16 protein-coding genes are annotated in these 17535 nt (G+C 55.3%); 5 read left to right on the top strand and 11 right to left on the bottom strand.

The window, feature by feature from the left end; translation table 11 throughout:
• Nucleotides 1-22 precede the first annotated feature (22 nt).
• The gene (locus EBB_RS05935; RefSeq protein ID WP_225587256.1) at nt 23-940 is read right to left on the bottom strand and encodes a hypothetical protein; all 918 of its coding nucleotides are present in this window, start codon (nt 938-940) and stop codon (nt 23-25) included.
• Between the two features lie 299 nt (nt 941-1239).
• Here EBB_RS05935 and thiO point away from each other — a divergent pair, with 299 nt between their 5' ends.
• Together thiO and EBB_RS05925 are read left to right on the top strand one after the other, a co-directional pair.
• Nucleotides 1240-2343, top strand: a complete 1104-nt coding sequence (thiO, locus tag EBB_RS05930; RefSeq protein ID WP_192392872.1) for a glycine oxidase ThiO — start codon at nt 1240-1242, stop codon at nt 2341-2343.
• A complete protein-coding gene (locus EBB_RS05925) occupies nt 2340-3353 on the top strand; it encodes a quinone-dependent dihydroorotate dehydrogenase (RefSeq protein WP_192392871.1) in 1014 nt (337 codons plus the stop codon). The genes thiO and EBB_RS05925 overlap by 4 nt, the downstream gene beginning before the upstream one ends.
• A gap of 51 nt (nt 3354-3404) precedes the next feature.
• Here EBB_RS05925 and EBB_RS05920 read toward each other — a convergent pair whose 3' ends face one another.
• The 8 genes from EBB_RS05920 to EBB_RS05885 form a co-directional block, all read right to left on the bottom strand.
• Entirely contained in the window at nt 3405-4166 is a 762-nt protein-coding gene (locus tag EBB_RS05920; RefSeq protein ID WP_192392870.1) for an ABC transporter permease, read from the bottom strand.
• Complete coding sequence (locus EBB_RS05915; protein WP_192392869.1) at nt 4163-5107, bottom strand: ABC transporter ATP-binding protein; 945 nt, start codon at nt 5105-5107, stop codon at nt 4163-4165. The genes EBB_RS05920 and EBB_RS05915 overlap by 4 nt, the downstream gene beginning before the upstream one ends.
• A gap of 85 nt (nt 5108-5192) precedes the next feature.
• Nucleotides 5193-6671 carry an efflux transporter outer membrane subunit gene (locus tag EBB_RS05910; protein ID WP_192392868.1) on the bottom strand — a complete coding sequence of 493 codons (1479 nt, stop codon included), beginning with the start codon at nt 6669-6671 and terminating at the stop codon, nt 5193-5195.
• Between the two features lie 104 nt (nt 6672-6775).
• On the bottom strand, nt 6776-9838 hold the full coding sequence (locus EBB_RS05905) for an efflux RND transporter permease subunit (RefSeq protein ID WP_192392867.1): 3063 nt from the start codon (nt 9836-9838) through the stop codon (nt 6776-6778).
• The gene (locus EBB_RS05900) at nt 9835-11013 is read right to left on the bottom strand and encodes an efflux RND transporter periplasmic adaptor subunit (RefSeq protein WP_225587255.1); all 1179 of its coding nucleotides are present in this window, start codon (nt 11011-11013) and stop codon (nt 9835-9837) included. Before EBB_RS05900 ends, EBB_RS05905 begins: the two co-directional genes overlap by 4 nt.
• Before the next feature lie 44 nt (nt 11014-11057).
• Entirely contained in the window at nt 11058-11630 is a 573-nt protein-coding gene (locus EBB_RS05895) for a TetR/AcrR family transcriptional regulator (protein ID WP_192392866.1), read from the bottom strand.
• Nucleotides 11631-11655: 25 nt separating this feature from the next.
• A complete protein-coding gene (locus EBB_RS05890) occupies nt 11656-12117 on the bottom strand; it encodes a PaaI family thioesterase (RefSeq protein ID WP_192392865.1) in 462 nt (153 codons plus the stop codon).
• Between the two features lie 96 nt (nt 12118-12213).
• On the bottom strand, nt 12214-12633 hold the full coding sequence (locus tag EBB_RS05885; protein ID WP_192392864.1) for an SDR family NAD(P)-dependent oxidoreductase: 420 nt from the start codon (nt 12631-12633) through the stop codon (nt 12214-12216).
• A 101-nt stretch (nt 12634-12734) separates the two neighbouring features.
• On the opposite strand from EBB_RS05885, the gene EBB_RS05880 reads away from it, so the two are divergent.
• Complete coding sequence (locus tag EBB_RS05880; RefSeq protein WP_192392863.1) at nt 12735-13178, top strand: winged helix-turn-helix transcriptional regulator; 444 nt, start codon at nt 12735-12737, stop codon at nt 13176-13178.
• Between the two features lie 350 nt (nt 13179-13528).
• Complete coding sequence (locus EBB_RS05875; protein ID WP_192392862.1) at nt 13529-14254, top strand: glutathione S-transferase family protein; 726 nt, start codon at nt 13529-13531, stop codon at nt 14252-14254.
• Here EBB_RS05875 and EBB_RS05870 read toward each other — a convergent pair.
• Nucleotides 14215-15171: a LysR family transcriptional regulator gene (locus EBB_RS05870; protein ID WP_192392861.1), complete on the bottom strand. Its 957-nt coding sequence runs from the start codon at nt 15169-15171 to the stop codon at nt 14215-14217. The two genes, EBB_RS05875 and EBB_RS05870, sit on opposite strands and share 40 nt — an antisense overlap.
• Before the next feature lie 328 nt (nt 15172-15499).
• Between EBB_RS05870 and EBB_RS05865 the strand changes: the two genes are divergently transcribed.
• Nucleotides 15500-15979, top strand: coding sequence for a tautomerase family protein (locus EBB_RS05865; RefSeq protein ID WP_192392860.1), 480 nt, complete (start codon nt 15500-15502; stop codon nt 15977-15979).
• Nucleotides 15980-16181: 202 nt separating this feature from the next.
• On the opposite strand, the gene pmbA is transcribed toward EBB_RS05865, so the two are convergent.
• Nucleotides 16182-17513, bottom strand: a complete 1332-nt coding sequence (gene pmbA, locus EBB_RS05860; RefSeq protein WP_192392859.1) for a metalloprotease PmbA — start codon at nt 17511-17513, stop codon at nt 16182-16184.
• Nucleotides 17514-17535: the final 22 nt, after the last annotated feature.

Raw genomic sequence — 17535 nt, 5'->3', positions numbered from 1 at the left:
TGCGTGCTAACTAAGTGTCAACTTAGAATTTGAAACCTAAGTAGCCGCCAGCACTGAAACCGTCGGTAGGTGTACCGTCCAATTTGCTGGTTGAGTAGTGGTAACGCACGTCGGAACCCAATACGATGCCTCTGAAGATGTCATATTCGGCGCCAGCACCGAAGTTCATACCGGCATTCAACACGGAAACCGCGTTGGAAGGCACGCCCAGAATGTTGATGTCCAGACCAACCGGAATCAACCAAGGACGGAATTTGCTGCCGTGCATGAATTTGATTTTTGGCGATGCATTGATTCTCAAGCGAGCATCAGTTGCTTTAGTGTCATCAGTAATCGCCGTTGCATTGAGAGATGGCACATAGTAACCACTCGATACAGTGTTTGCACCAGTACCGTATTGAGCATATTCAATACCCAACTCAATAGCGAAAGACGTGTCATCCACCAATCCGAACAAATCATTGTTCACGTTGAAGTCAAACGCACCACCGAAGTAAAAACCTTCATTGTTTTGGTTGTTGGATAAGAATGCGCCATTATGCGTTGGGAAGACAGTGCTTCCTCTGGCATGATCCAAAGCTTGCCAACCGCCACGAACCGCTACCAAATTGTCTTTTGCAGACGCTTGAGCTGGAGTTGACTTAACAGACGCCATCCATTGATCCAACTCTTGAACTTTTGCATTCGCAGCAGTAGAGCTGGCAGATGAAGATTTAACGCGGCTCAATTCGGCTTGCATGGCTTGCATTTGATCAGCCATTTGTTGCATTTGCGCTTCCAGAGCTTCGGTTTTTCTGGCGGCAGCGTCAGCAACGCGCTCAGCACTGGAACCGGCAGCTTGGGCTTGTGGGGCAATGAATGCTCCAGCCATTGTCAAAGTCGCTGCGGCAACGCCCAGCGCTAATTTGGTATTAGTAAAACTCATTGTTGTTCCCCCCAAGGGTAGTTATTGTTAAGACTGAATTGGCTTTATAGCAACACAGGATTTCTTCACGTGGGCAATAATAGCAGCAAAACACTAGCCTTACAAGTTTTAAGTCTATTTTTTTTACCCAAAAAATTTGTTTTATATCAATAAGATACAAATACTTTATAAACTATAATCCATATTTGTCAAAAATTAACAACAGTCATTTGCTTTTTTACACACCCATGGACAATCGGCAAACCCTATCAAAATAAGCCGCCTTCGTGTTACCTTAAAAAAGCCTTCTTACACCCGTTTTCCTCGGCATTTGCATGACCACACACCTGGATATTCTGATCATCGGCGGCGGTATCAGCGGCCTATTAGCCGCTCGCGAACTGCGCCTGGCCGGCCGCGACGTCACCATCCTCGACAAATCCAAACCGGGCCAGGAAGCGTCATGGGCCGGCGGCGGCATTTTGCTGCCGATTTATCCCTGGCGCCAAGCCGCAGCCATCTCCGAACTGGCGGTCAACAGCTTAAAAAAATACCCGGCCTTAAGCCAGGAACTGCTCGCCGCGACCGGTATCGACCCTGAATGGTATGACTGCGGCATGCTGATCTGCAAAAACCCGGACTACGCACAAGCCATACAATGGTGCGAGCATTACCACATCGACTACCAACCGGCAGCAACGGCATTGACCGAGCCGTTTACCAGCGATCTCGACCAACCGCTGTGGCTGCCGGGAATTGCCCAAGCCCGCAATCCCAGATTATTAAAATCACTCCACGCTTACTTAATACAATCCGGCGTGAAATTTCTGGATAGTACTGAAATTCGCAAGATCGGCATCGCCAACCACCGAGTTGAGCGCATTGACACCAACAACGGCACCTACACCGCTCAGCACCTGATCGTCAGCGCCGGCGCCTGGACGACCGATTTAATGCAGGATTTATTGCCGGATTGGCCGGTAGACTTGCAAATCAAGCCGGTCAGAGGGCAGATGCTGTTGTTTGACGCCACGCCTAGCACCTTGTCTTATATGGTATTGGACGGCGATCAATATTTGATCCCGCGCCGCGACGGAAAAATCCTGGCGGGCAGCACCGTGGAGCAAGCCGGCTTTCACAAAGTCACCACCGAAGACGCCAAACGACAGCTTTACCAATTCGCCACCGAATTACTGCCGACCTTGAAAAACTATCCCGTCTGCCACCATTGGGCCGGCCTGCGGCCAGGCAGCCCGCAAGGCATACCCACGGTTGGGCGACATCCCGAGATCGAAAATCTCAGCATCAACGCCGGCCATTTTAGAAATGGCCTAGTGATGGGCCCGGCATCTGCAAAGTTGTTGGCCGATTTGATTTTGAACCGCACCACCGAACTCGACCCGACCCCGTATTCCCCAAACCGAGCACCCGCGCCATGAACCTTTACCCCTTGCTACGCCCCCTACTGTTCTCCCTGGACCCGGAAACTGCGCATCATGTCACGCTGGATTTGTTAAAACTCGCCCAGCGCAGCGGCTTGTCGGGTTTGAGCAAACCCAAAGTCAGCGACAAGCCGGTCAAGGTGATGGGCTTGAATTTTAAAAACCCGCTGGGACTGGCGGCCGGCCTGGATAAAAACGGCGATTACATCGACGCCTTGGCCGAGCTGGGTTTTGGTTTTATCGAAATCGGCACCGTCACACCGCGCCCGCAACCCGGCAACCCCAAACCGCGCCTGTTCCGCCTGCCGGAACATCAGGCCATCATCAACCGGATGGGTTTTAACAACCAGGGTATCGATCATTTATTGGCGCAAGTCGGCACTTGCCAGTATCGCGGCATTTTGGGCATCAATATTGGTAAGAACGCCGATACGCCCTTGGAAAACGCGACTGAAGATTATTTGATCGGCCTAAGGAAAAGCTACGCAGCGGCGAGCTATATCACGATCAACATTTCCTCGCCCAACACCAAGAATTTACGGCAACTGCAGCAAGGCGACGAGATCAAGCAATTACTCAGCGCTTTGAAAGAAGAACAACTGAAGTTGCAAGCGGCACAGGGCAAACACACGCCCATCGCGGTAAAAATCGCCCCGGATTTAACGGATGAAGAAATCAGCCACATCGCGGGATTGCTGGTGGAATTTGCCATGGACGGGGTGATTGCCACCAACACCACCATCGCCCGCGATAAAATCCAAGGCCATATCCACGCCAATGAAGCCGGCGGCTTGAGCGGCGCACCGGTTAAAGACAGTTCGACTCGGGTCGTAAAAGGTTTGGCGAGGGAATTGAACGGCAAACTGCCGATTATCGCGGCCGGCGGCATTCTCAGCAGCGCGGACGCCCAGGAAAAACTCGCGGCAGGCGCCAGCCTGGTGCAAATATACAGCGGATTGATCTACAAAGGCCCGACGTTGATTGAAGAGATATTGAGCACTATCTGATCAGCCAAATGGTACGCGGTGCTTACCCTGCCAAGCTACGTTGATTCAGGCTTAATTTCTAATCTTGTACCCGGTCTTAAATACCCACCAGACAAAAATCAAACAGACGGTCAAAAAGCCAAAGGTCATGCCTATGCTCATCGCCACATCCACGTCGGCCATGCCATAAAAGCTCCAGCGAAAGCCGCTGATCAAATACACCACCGGATTGAACAAGGTGACTTTCTGCCACAAGGGCGGCAGCATATTGATCGAATAGAACGCGCCACCCAAGAAAGTCAGCGGCGTCACTACCAACATCGGCACCACCTGCAGCTTCTGAAAACTGTCGGCCCATAGACCAATGATGAAGCCAAACAGACTGAAAGTCACCGCTGTCAGCAGTAAAAACCCGATCATCCACAGCGGATGGGCAATCTCGTAAGGCACGAATAGTCTGGCTGTGCCCAAAATCAGCAAGCCCAACAGCACCGACTTGGTCGCCGCCGCCCCCACATAACCCAGCAGCACTTCGATCCAGGACACCGGCGCCGACAGCAGCTCGTAAATCGTGCCGGCCCACTTGGGCATATAAATGCCGAATGAGGCGTTGGAGATGCTTTCGTTGAGCAGATTCAGCATCACCAGGCCGGGGATGATGAAGGCCCCGTAGCTAACGCTGTCGATGTCACCCATCCGCGAACCGATGGCCTTACCGAAGACAATGAAGTACAGCGAGGTGGTCAGCACCGGCGCGGCGATGCTTTGCGCCAGCGTGCGAAAGGTGCGGGCCATTTCGAAGCGGTAAATGGCGCGAATGCCATAGATGTTCATGATTGCGTCCCTTGTGATTGGTGGACCAGGCTGACGAAAATATCTTCCAGCGAGCTTTCGCTGGAGCTGAGGTCTTTGAAATCGATACCGTGTTCGCTTAGCCGGCGCAGCAGCACGGCAATGCCAGTCTCCTCTTCCTGGGTGTCGAAGCTGTAGACTAAGCGTTCGCCGTCTTCTGTCAGCGTTAAGGCCCAGGCACCAAGTTCTGACGGGATCTCGGACATCGGCTGGCGCAAAGTCAACATCAGCTGCTTCTTGCCGAGTTTGCGCATCAGCACGGCTTTGTCTTCCACGATGATCAATTCGCCTTTATTGATGACGCCGATGCGGTCCGCCATATCTTCGGCTTCTTCGATGTAATGGGTAGTAAGAATGATGGTGGTGCCGTTGGCGCGCAGTTCGCGAACCATGCGCCACATGTCGTGGCGCAGTTCCACATCGACGCCCGCGCTCGGCTCATCCAAAAACAATATCGTCGGCTCATGTGCCAGCGCCTTGGCGATCAACACCCGACGTTTCATGCCACCGGATAGCGACATGATTTTCGCATCGCGCTTGTCCCACAACGATAAATCGCGCAGCACTTTTTCCACATAAGCAGGGTTGGGCGGCTTGCCGAACAGTCCGCGACTGAAACTGACCGTGGCCCACACCGACTCGAACGCGTCGGTGTGCAATTCCTGCGGTACCAAGCCGATGGCGGCGCGCACGGCGCGATAGTCTCGGACGGTGTCGTGGCCGTCGGCGATGATGGTGCCGGCGCTGGCGTTGACGATGCCGCAGATGACGCCGATCAACGTGGTTTTACCTGCGCCATTGGCACCGAGCAAAGCAAATATCTCACCGCGCTTTATGTCCAGGTTGATGTTTTTCAGCGCTTGGAAACCACCGGCGTAGGTCTTGCTGACCCCACGTATGGAAATAATAGGGTCGTTATTCATGGACAATCGCGGTTAAGGGTTGCCGATAAGGTTTCGTCATGTGGTTTTCCTCTGTGCACAATTGCGATGAGTTTCGTGGGTTTGGCTACTGCTTGTCGCGGCTAGCGATCGATTCATTGTCGATACCGCTCACCAATGAATCAACCGTCCAGCCGCCGCCGAATGCCCTGTAAAGCGACACCATCGCCACGCTCACTGCGGTTTCGGCTTTGGCGCGTTCGTCACTGACAGCCAGCTTACCGCGTTGGGCATCCAAAACAGCCAGATAATTCCCCGCGCCGCGACTATACAAGGTATCGACCAGCCGGTAGGCTTTTTCCGCCGAGGCTTCCGCTTCGGTCAAGCGGCTGAAGCTATCGCTAGCGGAACGATGAGCGACGAAGGCGTTTTCCACGTCCTCCAATGCCAGCAAAAATGTCTTCTCGTAATGGGCGGCGACTTGCTCCAGCCGTGCATCGGCGGCGGTAATCTGGGCGCGGATGCGGCCAGCGTTGAAGATGGGCGCGGAAATGCCGGAACCCAGTGCATAAACGCTATCGGCCAGACTCGGAAAACCGCCGACCGCCAGCGCACCGAGACCGCCGCTGGCCGACAAAACTATCTTAGGATAAAGATCGGCCCGCGCCGACCCCAGGCTGGCCGCGGCCGCGCTGACTTCGGTTTGCGCCAAGCGCAAATCGGGGCGTTGCGTCAGTAAATCGGCCGGAAGCAAGTTGGGCATGGCCGGCGCTTGCTTCGGCAACGAGCCGGCAGAGGCCAGCCGCGTTCCCAGGTTTTCCGGCGGTTCGCCCAGCAATACGCCCAAACGATGGATCAGGTTTTGCTCGGCGTTGACCAGTGTCGGCAGCGTCGCTTCGGTGCCCTGCAACAGCGTTTGCTGGCGGGCAATATCCGCCTCGTTAGCCAGCCCGGCTTTAAGAAATGCCTGCAATGTCCTCAGCCGTTCGCGCTGCAAATCAATATTTTTTTGCAGAATGCCGATGCGTTGCTGCACGCCGCGCAGCTCCAGATAATTGGTCGCCACCTGGGCCAATAGGCCGACTTGCGCCGCATGCAAGCCTTCCTGGCTGCCTTGGGCTTGCGCGGCGGCGGCTTCCGCTTCCAGATGCCGGCCGCCGAACACGTCGATTTCCCAACGCGCCGCCAAGCCGCCACTAACAGCATCGGCGGTCGGCGTAATCAATTTGATGCCTTGCCCGCTCGGCACGCCGACGATGCGGTCGATGCGTTTTTCCCGCCCACCGGAGAGCGAGAAATCGAGGCTGGGATATAGCGCCGCTTCGGCCACGGTGACCATCGCGTTGGCTTCGCGGACGCGAGCGGTGGCGATTTTCAGATCGTGGTTGGCGGTTAAAGCCTGGTCTATCAACTCGTTCAGCAAGGGATCGTTGAAACCTTGCCACCAAGTCTTAAGGTCAGACGTTTCGGTGGTTTGAGTATTCGGCGCGTGTTGCCAGTTTGCTGGGCTATTCAACGCGACTTGGTCGCCGACGCGGGTTGGCGTACAGGCGATGAGACTAGCCAAGGATAGAACGATCAGCGGTGTTAAATATCGGTTATTCATTGTAAAACTCCGTGGGCGCCGTAGGGTACGCTCTGCGTACCTGCTTGGGCTTTAACAATTGCAGAGGCTTTAAAAGGTACGCATTGCGTACCCTACCTCGTTTTTTATGCTGCATCCGCCGGCGCACGCTCCACCCTAAACCAAGCCGCATACAGCGCCGGCAGGAAGAACACCGTCAACACGGTCGCCACCGTTAGCCCGCCCATGATGGCGATGGCCTGCGGGCCGAAGAAATCGTTGCGCGACAGCGGAATCATCGCCAGGATCGCCGCTGCCGCAGTCAGCATGATCGGCCGGAAACGCCGCACCGTCGATTCGACGATGGCCGACCAGGTATCGAGCCCCGACTTTTCGTCCTGATCGATCTGATCCACCAGAATCACTGAGTTGCGCATGATCATGCCGGCCAGTGCCAGGATGCCGAGCAGCGCCATGAAGCCGAACGGTGCCCCGAACAGCAGTAAGGCGAAGGCGGCGCCGATCACGCCCAGCGGCGCGGTGCTGAACACCATGAAAGTCCTGGACAGGTTCTGCAACTGCATCATCAACAAGATCAGCGTGACGATCAGCACCAGCGGAATCCAGATCAGAATCGACTTCTGCGCGGTCCAGGCGTCTTCCTTGGTGCCGCCGGTCTCGATGAAATAACCGGCTGGCAGTCTGTCTTGTATCGGTTTAAGTTTCGGGATGATTTGCGCCGACACGTCGGGCGCCAGCATGCCGTCGACCACGTCGGCGCGCACCGAAACGGTTGGAAAGCGGTTGCGCCGCCAGCGCACGCCGTCTTCGAACACGGTCTCGAACTTGACGAACTGCGACAGCGCTACCGACTTGCCATTGGCGGTGCGCACCGCGACGTCTGGCAATTCGTCGGCAGCGGTGCGCAATTCGGGATTGGCCCGCCAGACGATGTCGATTAATTTATCCTGCTCGCGCAACTGCCCGACTGGGATGCCGGTGTAATGTGCCTGCAAGGCTTGCGACAGGCTGGCCGTCGAAACACCCAGGGCCCGCGCCTTGTCCTGATCCAACATCAGGCGGAACGACGGCATGCGGTCATGCCAGTCGTCGTTGACATCCACAGTGCCGGGATGGTTGCGCACGACCTCGGCTACCTGGTCGGCAATGCCGCGCACGATGTTGGGGTTTTCGCCTAATACTCTGAACGCCACAGGATAATCCATCGGCGGCCCGACATTCAGGCGTTTCACCCGGCCCCTGACATTCGGAAAGTCGGTCTCCAGAAGCTGCCGGACGCGCTGCATCACCCGTTCGCGGGCCTGGTTATCCTTGGTCATTACTACCAATTCGGCCAGATTGGTATTCGCCAATTGCTGCACGATCAGCAGGAAAAATCTCGGCGTGCCGCTGCCGATATAGCTGGCAACATAGTCCACATCTTCGTCCTTAGCCAGCAAAGATTCCATGCGCTTGGCGGCGGCTTCGGTTTGCTCGAAGGCGCTGCCCTCCGGCAGCCACAGGTTAACGATGACTTCCGGCCGGTTGGACAGCGGGAAGAACTGTTCGGGGACGTGAACTAAGGTCACGATGCCGAGGCCGAACAAGGCCAGCGTGGCGATGATGACTTTGTTACGGTGCGCCACGCAGGCATCCACCCAACGCCGCAGCCGCTTGTAGAACGGCGTATCGAACAAATCATGGATCGGACCGTCGGCGGCGGTATGGACTTTGAGGATCAAAAACCCCAAATACGGGGTGAACACCACCGCGCCTATCCAGGACAGTAGCATCGCGATGCCGACCACCTGAAAAATCGACACGGTGTATTCGCCGGCTTGCGACTTGGCCAAACTCACCGGCAAGAAACCAGCGGCGGTGATCAAGGTCCCGGTCAACATCGGAAAAGCGGTGGCGCTGTAGGCATAGGTAGCGGCACGAATCCGGTCCCAACCTTCTTCCAGTTTGCGGGCCATCATCTCGACGGCAATCATCGCATCGTCCACCAGCAGGCCCAGCGCCAGAATCAAAGCCCCCAAGGAAATCCGTTGCAAATCGATGCCGCACAGCAGCATCACCAGCAAAGTGGCGGCCAGCACCAGCGGCACGGTCAGCGCCACCACGGAACCGGTGCGCCAGCCCAGACTCAAGAAGCTGACCACCAACACGGTGGCCAGCGCTTCGAAGAAAGTGCCGCCGAATTCAGACATTTGCGTTTTTACGACATGCCCTTGATTGGCGACCGGCTCCACATCCATACCCAACGGTAACTCGCTTGCCATGCCGGCCAGCGTGTCATCCAAGGCGTGTTCCAGCTCGATCACATTGCCTTTCTTGTTCATCGTCACGCCGAGACCAAGGGCTGGTTTGCCGTTGAAACGCATCTTGAATTCGGCGGGATCGACATAGCCGCGCGTCACCTTTGCAAAGTCCTTGACCTTGAAAGTGCGATTAGCGATGCGCACCGCCATATTGGCGACGCTATCCTCCGAGTCGAACGAGCCGGTCAGGCGTATCGGCAGATTGCGTTGCGCGGAAAACACGGTGCCGGCCGGCGCCATGCCGTTCTGCGCCTGCAAAGCCTCGGCAACCGCCGCCGTATCCAGACCCAGTTCGGCCAGCTTCTTGTCGGAAAACTCGATGAAAATCTTTTCGTCCTGCACGCCGATCAGATCGACCTTCTCGACATCCTTGACTCGCAACAGCTGTTGGCGCACCGAATCGGCGGCTAATTTCAGATCGGCATAATTAAAGCCGTCGCCAGAGAAGGCGTAGAGCAGACTATAGGTATCGCCGAATTCGTCGTTGAAAAACGGCCCGATGCTGCCGGGCGGCAGCGTCATGCGGATGTCATCGACTTTTTTGCGCACTTGATACCAAAGCTCGGGAATGTCCTTAGGCGGCGTATCTTCGCGCGGGGTGACGAAAATCACCGATTCGCCGGGTTTGGAGTAACTGCGCAGATAATCCAGGTTAGGCAGTTCCTGAATTTTCTTTTCCAACCTATCGGTCAACTGCTGCTCGACTTCCAAAGCGGTAGCGCCGGGATATAGGGTCTTGACCACCATGATACGGAAGGTGAACGGCGGATCTTCCTGCTGGCCCAGCGTGTAATAAGCAAATATCCCACCAAGCATCACCAATACCAACATGAAGCCGGTGAAGGAACGGTGGTTAAGCACCCATTCGCTGAGGTTGAACTCTTTCATAGTTGTCCCTCTTTTGCACCATGCTTAGCCAGGGCATTTTCTTCCGGCAAGCGGACAGCCTGACCCTCAGCCAAGCGCTGGACGCCGGCGCTGACCAGCAATTGGCCAGGGGTTACTCCATCGACGGCAATGCGTTCGCCGGGCTGCGTTTCGCCCAAGCGAACCGGCACGGCTTTGACGGTGGCCGCCTGCTCATCGATCAGCCACACGGCGGGATGATCGGGCTGGTTTTGCGGGGTATAGACGGCGGACAGCGGGATGGCGATACCGGAAGCAGTGTTCGCAGCCATATGAACGGTCGCCGTCATGCCTAATTGCGCGGCATCCAGTCCTTCCAGCAAGCTGGCCTTGACCCGGTAGGTGCGGCTGGCCGGATCGGCGGCCGAGGCGATTTCGCGAATTCTGGCCTTGAGCCGCCGTTCGTTGTCGGCCCACAAAGACACATCAACGGCTTGTTGGCTCTTGATTTCCATCAGCCTATGCTCGGGCACGTCGAAGTGGATTTCCTTTTCGTCGAGCTGAGCCAGCGCCACCACGGCCTGGCCTGCCGCCAACACTTGGCCGGCCTCGACAGCCAAGGCCGTGACGACGCCGTCGCGGTCGGCGTGTAATTCGGTGTAGCTCAGCTGGTTGTTCGCCTCGGCCAACTGCGCAGCCAGCGCCGCCGTCCGCTCCCGCGCAGTGGTATAGGCGGTTTCGTGCCGTTCGAACTCCGGCGGGCTGATGACTTGCTGAGCCAGCAGCTCGCGGTATCTCGTCAGATCGTCGCGCAGGAAATTGCTGTCGGCCTGGGCGGCAGCCAGTTGAGCCTTAAGGCCCTGCACGGCGAGGCGGTAATCGTTGCCGTCCAGTATTGCCAGCAGTTGGCCTTTACGCACCTGATCGCCAACATCCACTTTGCGCTCCAGCAGTTTACCGGCCACCCGAAAGGATAAGGGCGTCTCGATTCTGGCCCGGACTTCCCCGGCAAAGCTTCTGGCGCCAGCGACGGCGTTCTGCTCAATGCGAAACACTTTCACCGGGCGTACAACCGATTGTGTGGGTTTGTCCTGGCCGCTGCATCCGGCGTTCATCATAAGCGGCAACAACCCAGCCAGTAGCCAGCCTTTGTGGGTGAATCGGAATTGTGGCCGGCCAAGGGCAATCGATATAAACGGCGTTTTGGATTTCGGCATATTGCTGCCTCCTTCAGTAAAAAGTTCGGTAATGTTCGAAATAGTCATTCGATGCTGTTTTTGATCAAAATCTCGGCGGCCAACTTGGCCTCAATGGCCGCGCCGGAATGACGCTGCAATTGTGCGGAAACCATGGCGCCCTGGAACAAGGCACAGAGCTGCCCGGCCAGCCGTTCCGGAGACTGCGCGCCGGCCCGTGCCGAGAGCTCGCTCATATGATGTTGGAGCTTGCGGTAAAACACGGCGGAGACTTGATGCGCCGGATCGCTTTGATCGGGAAACTCCGCAGATGCCATAATCAATGGACACCCTTGGAAATCGGGGGCGGCCATCCATTCCCCAAGCACATCGAACATCCCCAGCAGCAGCGCTTGCGGTTTCTGGGCTGCTCCATCGTGCTGATCAAGCAACTGGGCCCAAAATTCGGCAGCGCGGTTTTGCAGATAAGCGGCGATCAGTGCCTCTTTGGAGGCGAAATGCTGGTACAGCGTCATCTTGTGGGTGTTCGCCGATTTGACGATGCTATCGACGCCGGTCGCTCTAATACCTTGGGCGGAAAACAGTGTTTTAGCAGCCAACAAGATTCGTTCACGCGCATTGGCGGGTTTACTGGGCATCGTTCTCACCGTTCCAAATAGTTGGTCATTTCTTAGACTCACGTCCGAAGATCAATAATGTCGATGTTGCCGAGGCATAGAGCCGGCCTTCGTCGTCTATCAGACTGGCTTCGGCAAAAGCGGCCCGCCTGCCTAGTGACAAAACCCTGCCTTCCGCCCTGACTAAGCCCGTGTGCTTGGTCATGACCTGGTGGTAAGCAACTTTCAGTTCCAGGGTGGTGTAGGCCTGCGTTTCGGTTAGCCTGGAATGAACGGCACAACCGCAGGCGGAATCCAGCAAGGTGGCCGCATAGCCGCCGTGAACGGTGCCCAGCGGGTTATAAGCATGTTCGCCGGGCCTGCCGGCAAAGACGGCTTTGCCGAAGTCGACTTCTACCAACTCGAAATCCAGCGACACCAGGATTCCCGGCTTAAGCCCCGAGGCCATCAGCGCGCGCAACTGGTCAAGGCCATTGAGCCTGGTGCTGGTTTTGATCACAAGACTCATATAACGACCGTGCCTTTCCGAAAAGGATTGCTTGCGGCATGCGCCATCGTCATGGAATTTCTCGATGAATGAATCATGTCCTTATCCTTTCATTGTTCAGACTATCGGCAACTGGTTAATCTTGCGTAAGCTCTTGTCGACCAAGGCTTCCGGCATGAAACGGCGCAGGAAACGCACTTGGCTTGCCTGTTTTCCGGCGGTGTAAAGCCTTTTAGGAACAGCGGCAGTCGCGGCTTTCACCACCGTATCCGCAACCACTTCCGGGGCATCGCCGGCATTATTGACCAGCAAATCGATGCGCGCGGCCTGTTGCAAGACCTCGGCGACCATGGTGTTTACCGACGCTTCGTTGGTGACGTCGCAGCTCAGCATCGTGATACCGTCAGTGCTTGCAGCTGCCTTACGGCTGGTGCCGAATACCCGATACCCCGCTCGTTGCAGGGCCTGGGCGGTTACCAGGCCGATACCGGAAGATGCACCGGTAATCAAAGCGACGGCATTGTCTTTATTGTTCATATCAAGTCTCCCATGGGGTGGATTGTCCAGCGCTTAAGTGTTACTATCATTTTGAAAGCAATGTTACTATCAATTTAATATTAAGTCACTACTAAAAGCGTATGAACGATAAAAATAGTTGCGATGAGCCTTGCCCAATCGCGCGCAGCCTGGCTTTCCTGGGCGATACGTGGAGTCTCTTGATTCTGCGGGACGCGCATTTCGGCCTGACGCGCTTCGACCAGTTTCGGAAAAGTCTTGGTATCGCGCCGACGATGTTGACCCGGCGCTTGGCGACACTGACGGAGGAAGGCATATTGGAAAAGCGGCTTTACTCGGAGCGTCCGCCGCGCGAGGAGTATGTGTTGACGGCCGCCGGCCGCGATTTTCTGCCGGTGTTGATCATGATAGGTGCATGGGGTAGCCAACACCGTAGTGGCGGCAAACTGGTGTATATCGAGGACGCCGAAACCGGGCAGGCAATTAAACCGGTGGCCATCGACGAGGTGACGGGCGCAAAGATCGGTTCACGGCCGATTCGCTTTGTGTTGCCTGAAGATGACTAATCTTTGGCCTATTTCTGCGTATTGGCAAACCGCATGTCAGGGGTTAGGCCGGCGCGAAAACTCACATCGGGATAGGGCTGCAATCTCTATTTGCAATCCGCGGATCGCCTCCTTGTTGTAAAAAGCGCGAGCGCTGATTATTCACCCGACTCTATTTGTATAAGGTATTCCGCTCAGGCTGAACTCGTCGAAGCCAGCACTAGCGTACATTTAGACAGGCGAACGTTATTTAAGCTAAACACTGCATGGCGCTGTTCGATCACGACACCGTTTGTTTTATAGCGGATGCAAAGGCTGGCTATTGCTACTATTTCTAAGGGGCATGTCGCCAGTTTGTTGAGAGGTTCCGCATGATTACGTTGTATCAATTTCCCAGAGCCTGGAATATTCCCAATCCGGGCCAGTTTTGCGTAAAGCTGGAAACTTATCTGCGCATGACCGGCATCGAATATCAAATCGCCGAAACCCTGCCGCTTTATGCGCCCTTAGGCAAACTACCTTTTATAGAAGACAACGGCTATAAACTTGCCGATAGCCGAATGATTATTCGCTATCTGCAACAGCAATATGGCGATAGCCTGGATGGGGATTTGTCGGCCGAGCAAAACGCCATGGCACTGGCTTGGCAACGCTTGTCGGAAGAACATTTGTATTGGGTATGCATGTATAGCCGTTGGCAATACGGAGCGGAGAATTGGCAAATCAATAAGCAGGCGATATTCCAAGGCTTGCCACAACCGATGGCGGACATGGTCGCAGCGATCTATAGGCTGCGGATTCGCGGACAGCTGCGCGGCCACGGGATTGGCCGGCTACCCGCCGCCGAGATTTTTGAATTGGGCCGGCGCGATGTGGCGGCGCTTTCCGCCGCGCTTCACGGCAAGATGTTTTTGTTGGGAAACCAACCCAGCAGCGTCGATGCTTCGACCTACGGCATATTAATCAATCTATTGGCCTGTCCGGTCAGTTCGCCGGTTAAGGACTATGCGTTATCGCAAGTCGCATTAGTCGATTATTGCCGGCGCATCCAGTCTCGCTATTTTCCCGAGCTGGGCGAACCGAGGTTTGGCGAATGATGGTCCAGCGTGGCGCAAGCGGCGCGAATTTCATCGCGTAGCCAGCGGTTGGCAAGATCCTGGTCTTGTAGCGGATGCCAGACCATGACCGTGTCGTAATGCGGTAAATCCAGCGGCAAAGGCACCCATTGCAGCGGCAAGTTCCGGGCGAATTGCTCGGCAATGCGCTTGGGAAAAGCCATGACCATGTCGGTTTGCGCCACGATCAACGACGCGGACAGAAAATGCGACACCGTCAGCGCCACACGCCGCTCGCGACCGTGTTCCGCCAACCAGGCGTCTACTTGCCCGATGCCGGCCCCGGTTCTGGATAGCAGAATATGCGGCAAGTCGATATAGTCTTCCAGCGTCAGTGCCGTATTCACGCGCGGGTGACCGATGCGAGCCACGCAGACCATGAAATCGTCGAATAAGCGTTCACAATGTAAATGCTTGGGCGCATTCAACATCACCTCAAAACCCAGTATCAGGTCTATCTCGCTTTGCTCCAAGGCATTAATAGGAAAGCGGCTGCTGGTACGTTTGAAATGAATATCTACGCCCGGCGCCTGGCGGGCAATACGCGGCGCCAGTATCGGCAACAGCAAGGCTTCCACGTAATCGGTTGCCGCAATGGTAAAAGCGCGCCGGCAGGTGGCGGGATCGAACGGCGTCGGCGCGCGAATCAAGCTTTCCACTTCTTTAAGGACCGCCGCCACGGGTTCCACCAGGGACAAGGCGCGTAGCGTCGGTATCATGCCTGCCGGAGTTTTTACCAACAACGGGTCTTCCAGTTGTTGCCGCAAGCGTTGCAGCACGTGGCTCATTGCCGATTGACTAATGAACATTTTTTCCGCTGCCCGCGACACATTGCGTTCCTTCATCAGCAGATCAAAGGCGATCAATAGATTCATATCAAACGTTTTTAAGTCGGCCATGGCTGGGATTCCAAAATGTAAACGTGGGTTATGTTATCGAAAACACCTGGGGCGTTTGGTATCAAATATTTTCATAGGCGCATGAATACAAAGCATTTTACCGTTTGATTTCTCAGGCATAGATTAATCGCCGACGCAGCCGCCGATGTTTAGTTTCTACTCAAGGGACTTGCATCAGTTCCCCCAGGGATTTGCAATTTAACGTGGCAGCGGCGTCGCCTGACGCTCAATCGTGCATCAAGCGTCGGGGTTTGGCGTAACGCCAATTGAGAAAAACCAGGTGGTCAGTAGGATCGCCAAAACTTAATTTCAGATACAGGAGAACATCATGCCTTTGTGGAAAATCTATCATCCCAGCGGAGCCTTCAGCGCGGACGACAAACAAGAACTGGCTGAACAAATCACAAACGTCTATGCCGCCGTACCAATCCCAAGATTTTACGCGGTGGTCATTTTCGAAGAAGTGGTTAGAGGGAATTGTTTTGTCGGTGGCGTGCGTAATGACAAGTTTATTCGTTTCAAGGTCGACCAGATCGCTCGAACGCTACCTGGGCCAATTATACGAGAATGGTGGATGCGAACGCTTGACGAAGTCGTTGCGCCTTTTGTCAAAGCGCGCGGTTTCGATTGGGAAATTTCGATTGACGAAACTCCATTTGACCTTTGGTCTTTACAGGGCGAATTGCCTCCGCCCTTCGAATCCATAGCGGAAAAGCGCTGGGTTGCGGAAAACAAGGCTAGCCCTTACACATACCCAGAAAAACTACCCGCAGGCCACTTTTTACTGACCCCTGGCGTAACGGGTTGATTGGTTATTAACCCGGTCCTATTTGTCACGGGGATTCCGTTCAAGCTGAGCTCGTCGAAGCCCGGGCTGGCGCCCCCTTAGACGGGCTCAGTACTCTCAAGGGTATTGAGGCGAACGGTATTTAAGGGTCGGGTTAATAATGCCAAAGTGGTCTGAGAATCTTAGACTGACAGATCGACCGGACAGACAACCTAAAGGGCATTTATTCGCCGGCAATCGCCATCTGTTCCAGTAGAATCGAGCCAACCCGGATATTACCGCGCAAATCCACATCGTTGCCGATGGCGACGATGTTGCGCAGCATGGTCTTTAAATTACCGGCAATCGTGATTTCCTGTACCGGGTATTGAATGACACCGTTTTCTACCCAAAATCCGGACGCGCCGCGCGAATAGTCGCCGGTCACGCGATTAACGCCCTGCCCCATTAATTCGGTGACCAGCAAACCGGTGTCCAGCAATTTCAGCATGCCGGCAAAATCATTGCTGCCGGGCTCAACGGTCAAGTTATGCACACCGCCGGCATTGCCGGTGGTTTGCATGCCCAACTTGCGGGCCGAGTAGGTGCCGAGCACGTACGATCTTAAAATACCGTCGCTGACAATATCCCTAGCCTTGGTCGCTACGCCTTCCGAGTCGTAACTGGCGCTGCCCAGCGCACCGCGCAGGAAGGGTTGCTCATGAATGCGCACGAAATCCGGCATAATTTGCGTATCCAGCGTATCCAATAAAAACGAGGATTTGCGATATAAACTGCCGCCGCTGATCGCGCCTATCAACGCCCCAATCAAGCCGGACGCCATTTCCGCAGCGAACAACACCGGACACTGCCGCGTACTTAGGCTACGGGCATTCAGGCGGGCTATGGTGCGTTGCGCGGTTTTTTCGCCAACTTGTCTGGCCGATTCCAGAGCAGTTGCATCACGCGCCACGCTGTACCAATAATCGCGCTGCATCGCGTCGCCGCTGCCGGCCAGCACCGAGCAACTCAAGGAATGCCGGCTGGATTGGTAACCTTGCAAAAAGCCCAGCGAATTACCGAATACCCGCGTGCCTTGATGCGTATTCACCGACGCGCCTTCGGAATTGCTAATCGCTTTATCGTAGCCGCGGGCGATGTTTTCGCATTCGATGGCGATATTGATGGCTTGCTCGGCGTTAATATCCCAGGGATGATTCAAGTCCAGATCCGGAAATTCGGTTGCCAATAACTCGGCATCCGGCAAGCCGGAATACTCATCGTCACTGGCATAACGGGCGATACTGCAAGCGGCCTTGACGGTTTCCTTCAAGGAATCACTGGAAATATCGTTGGTACTGGCCGAGCCCTTTTTCTGGCCGAAATAAACGGTAACCCCTATGCCTTGATCGCAGTGATACTCGACGGTTTCCACTTCCCCTAGCCGCGCTGACACCGACAGGCCGTTGTCGACACTAAATGCCGCTTCGGCGCCGCTGGCGCCTTGTTGTTTGGCTTCGTCCAATAACTGTTGAACGACATTTTTTAAGCGATTAATTTCTTCCTGATTTTGCACGGTAAGTCTCTTAGAATTCGAT

Source organism: Methylomonas fluvii, assembly GCF_014850975.1.
GTDB lineage: Bacteria > Pseudomonadota > Gammaproteobacteria > Methylococcales > Methylomonadaceae > Methylomonas > Methylomonas fluvii.
This window is presented reverse-complemented; position numbering and strand designations above follow the sequence as displayed.

Coding starts and splice junctions, on each gene's coding strand:
- thiO (WP_192392872.1), top strand. CDS start 1,240: ATGACCACACACCTGGATATTCTGATCATCGGCGGCGGTATCAGCGGC.
- EBB_RS05925 (WP_192392871.1), top strand. CDS start 2,340: ATGAACCTTTACCCCTTGCTACGCCCCCTACTGTTCTCCCTGGACCCG.
- EBB_RS05920 (WP_192392870.1), bottom strand. CDS start 4,166: ATGAACATCTATGGCATTCGCGCCATTTACCGCTTCGAAATGGCCCGC.
- EBB_RS05915 (WP_192392869.1), bottom strand. CDS start 5,107: ATGAATAACGACCCTATTATTTCCATACGTGGGGTCAGCAAGACCTAC.
- EBB_RS05910 (WP_192392868.1), bottom strand. CDS start 6,671: ATGAATAACCGATATTTAACACCGCTGATCGTTCTATCCTTGGCTAGT.
- EBB_RS05905 (WP_192392867.1), bottom strand. CDS start 9,838: ATGAAAGAGTTCAACCTCAGCGAATGGGTGCTTAACCACCGTTCCTTC.
- EBB_RS05900 (WP_225587255.1), bottom strand. CDS start 11,013: ATGCCGAAATCCAAAACGCCGTTTATATCGATTGCCCTTGGCCGGCCA.
- EBB_RS05895 (WP_192392866.1), bottom strand. CDS start 11,630: ATGCCCAGTAAACCCGCCAATGCGCGTGAACGAATCTTGTTGGCTGCT.
- EBB_RS05890 (WP_192392865.1), bottom strand. CDS start 12,117: ATGAGTCTTGTGATCAAAACCAGCACCAGGCTCAATGGCCTTGACCAG.
- EBB_RS05885 (WP_192392864.1), bottom strand. CDS start 12,633: ATGAACAATAAAGACAATGCCGTCGCTTTGATTACCGGTGCATCTTCC.
- EBB_RS05880 (WP_192392863.1), top strand. CDS start 12,735: ATGAACGATAAAAATAGTTGCGATGAGCCTTGCCCAATCGCGCGCAGC.
- EBB_RS05875 (WP_192392862.1), top strand. CDS start 13,529: ATGATTACGTTGTATCAATTTCCCAGAGCCTGGAATATTCCCAATCCG.
- EBB_RS05870 (WP_192392861.1), bottom strand. CDS start 15,171: ATGGCCGACTTAAAAACGTTTGATATGAATCTATTGATCGCCTTTGAT.
- EBB_RS05865 (WP_192392860.1), top strand. CDS start 15,500: ATGCCTTTGTGGAAAATCTATCATCCCAGCGGAGCCTTCAGCGCGGAC.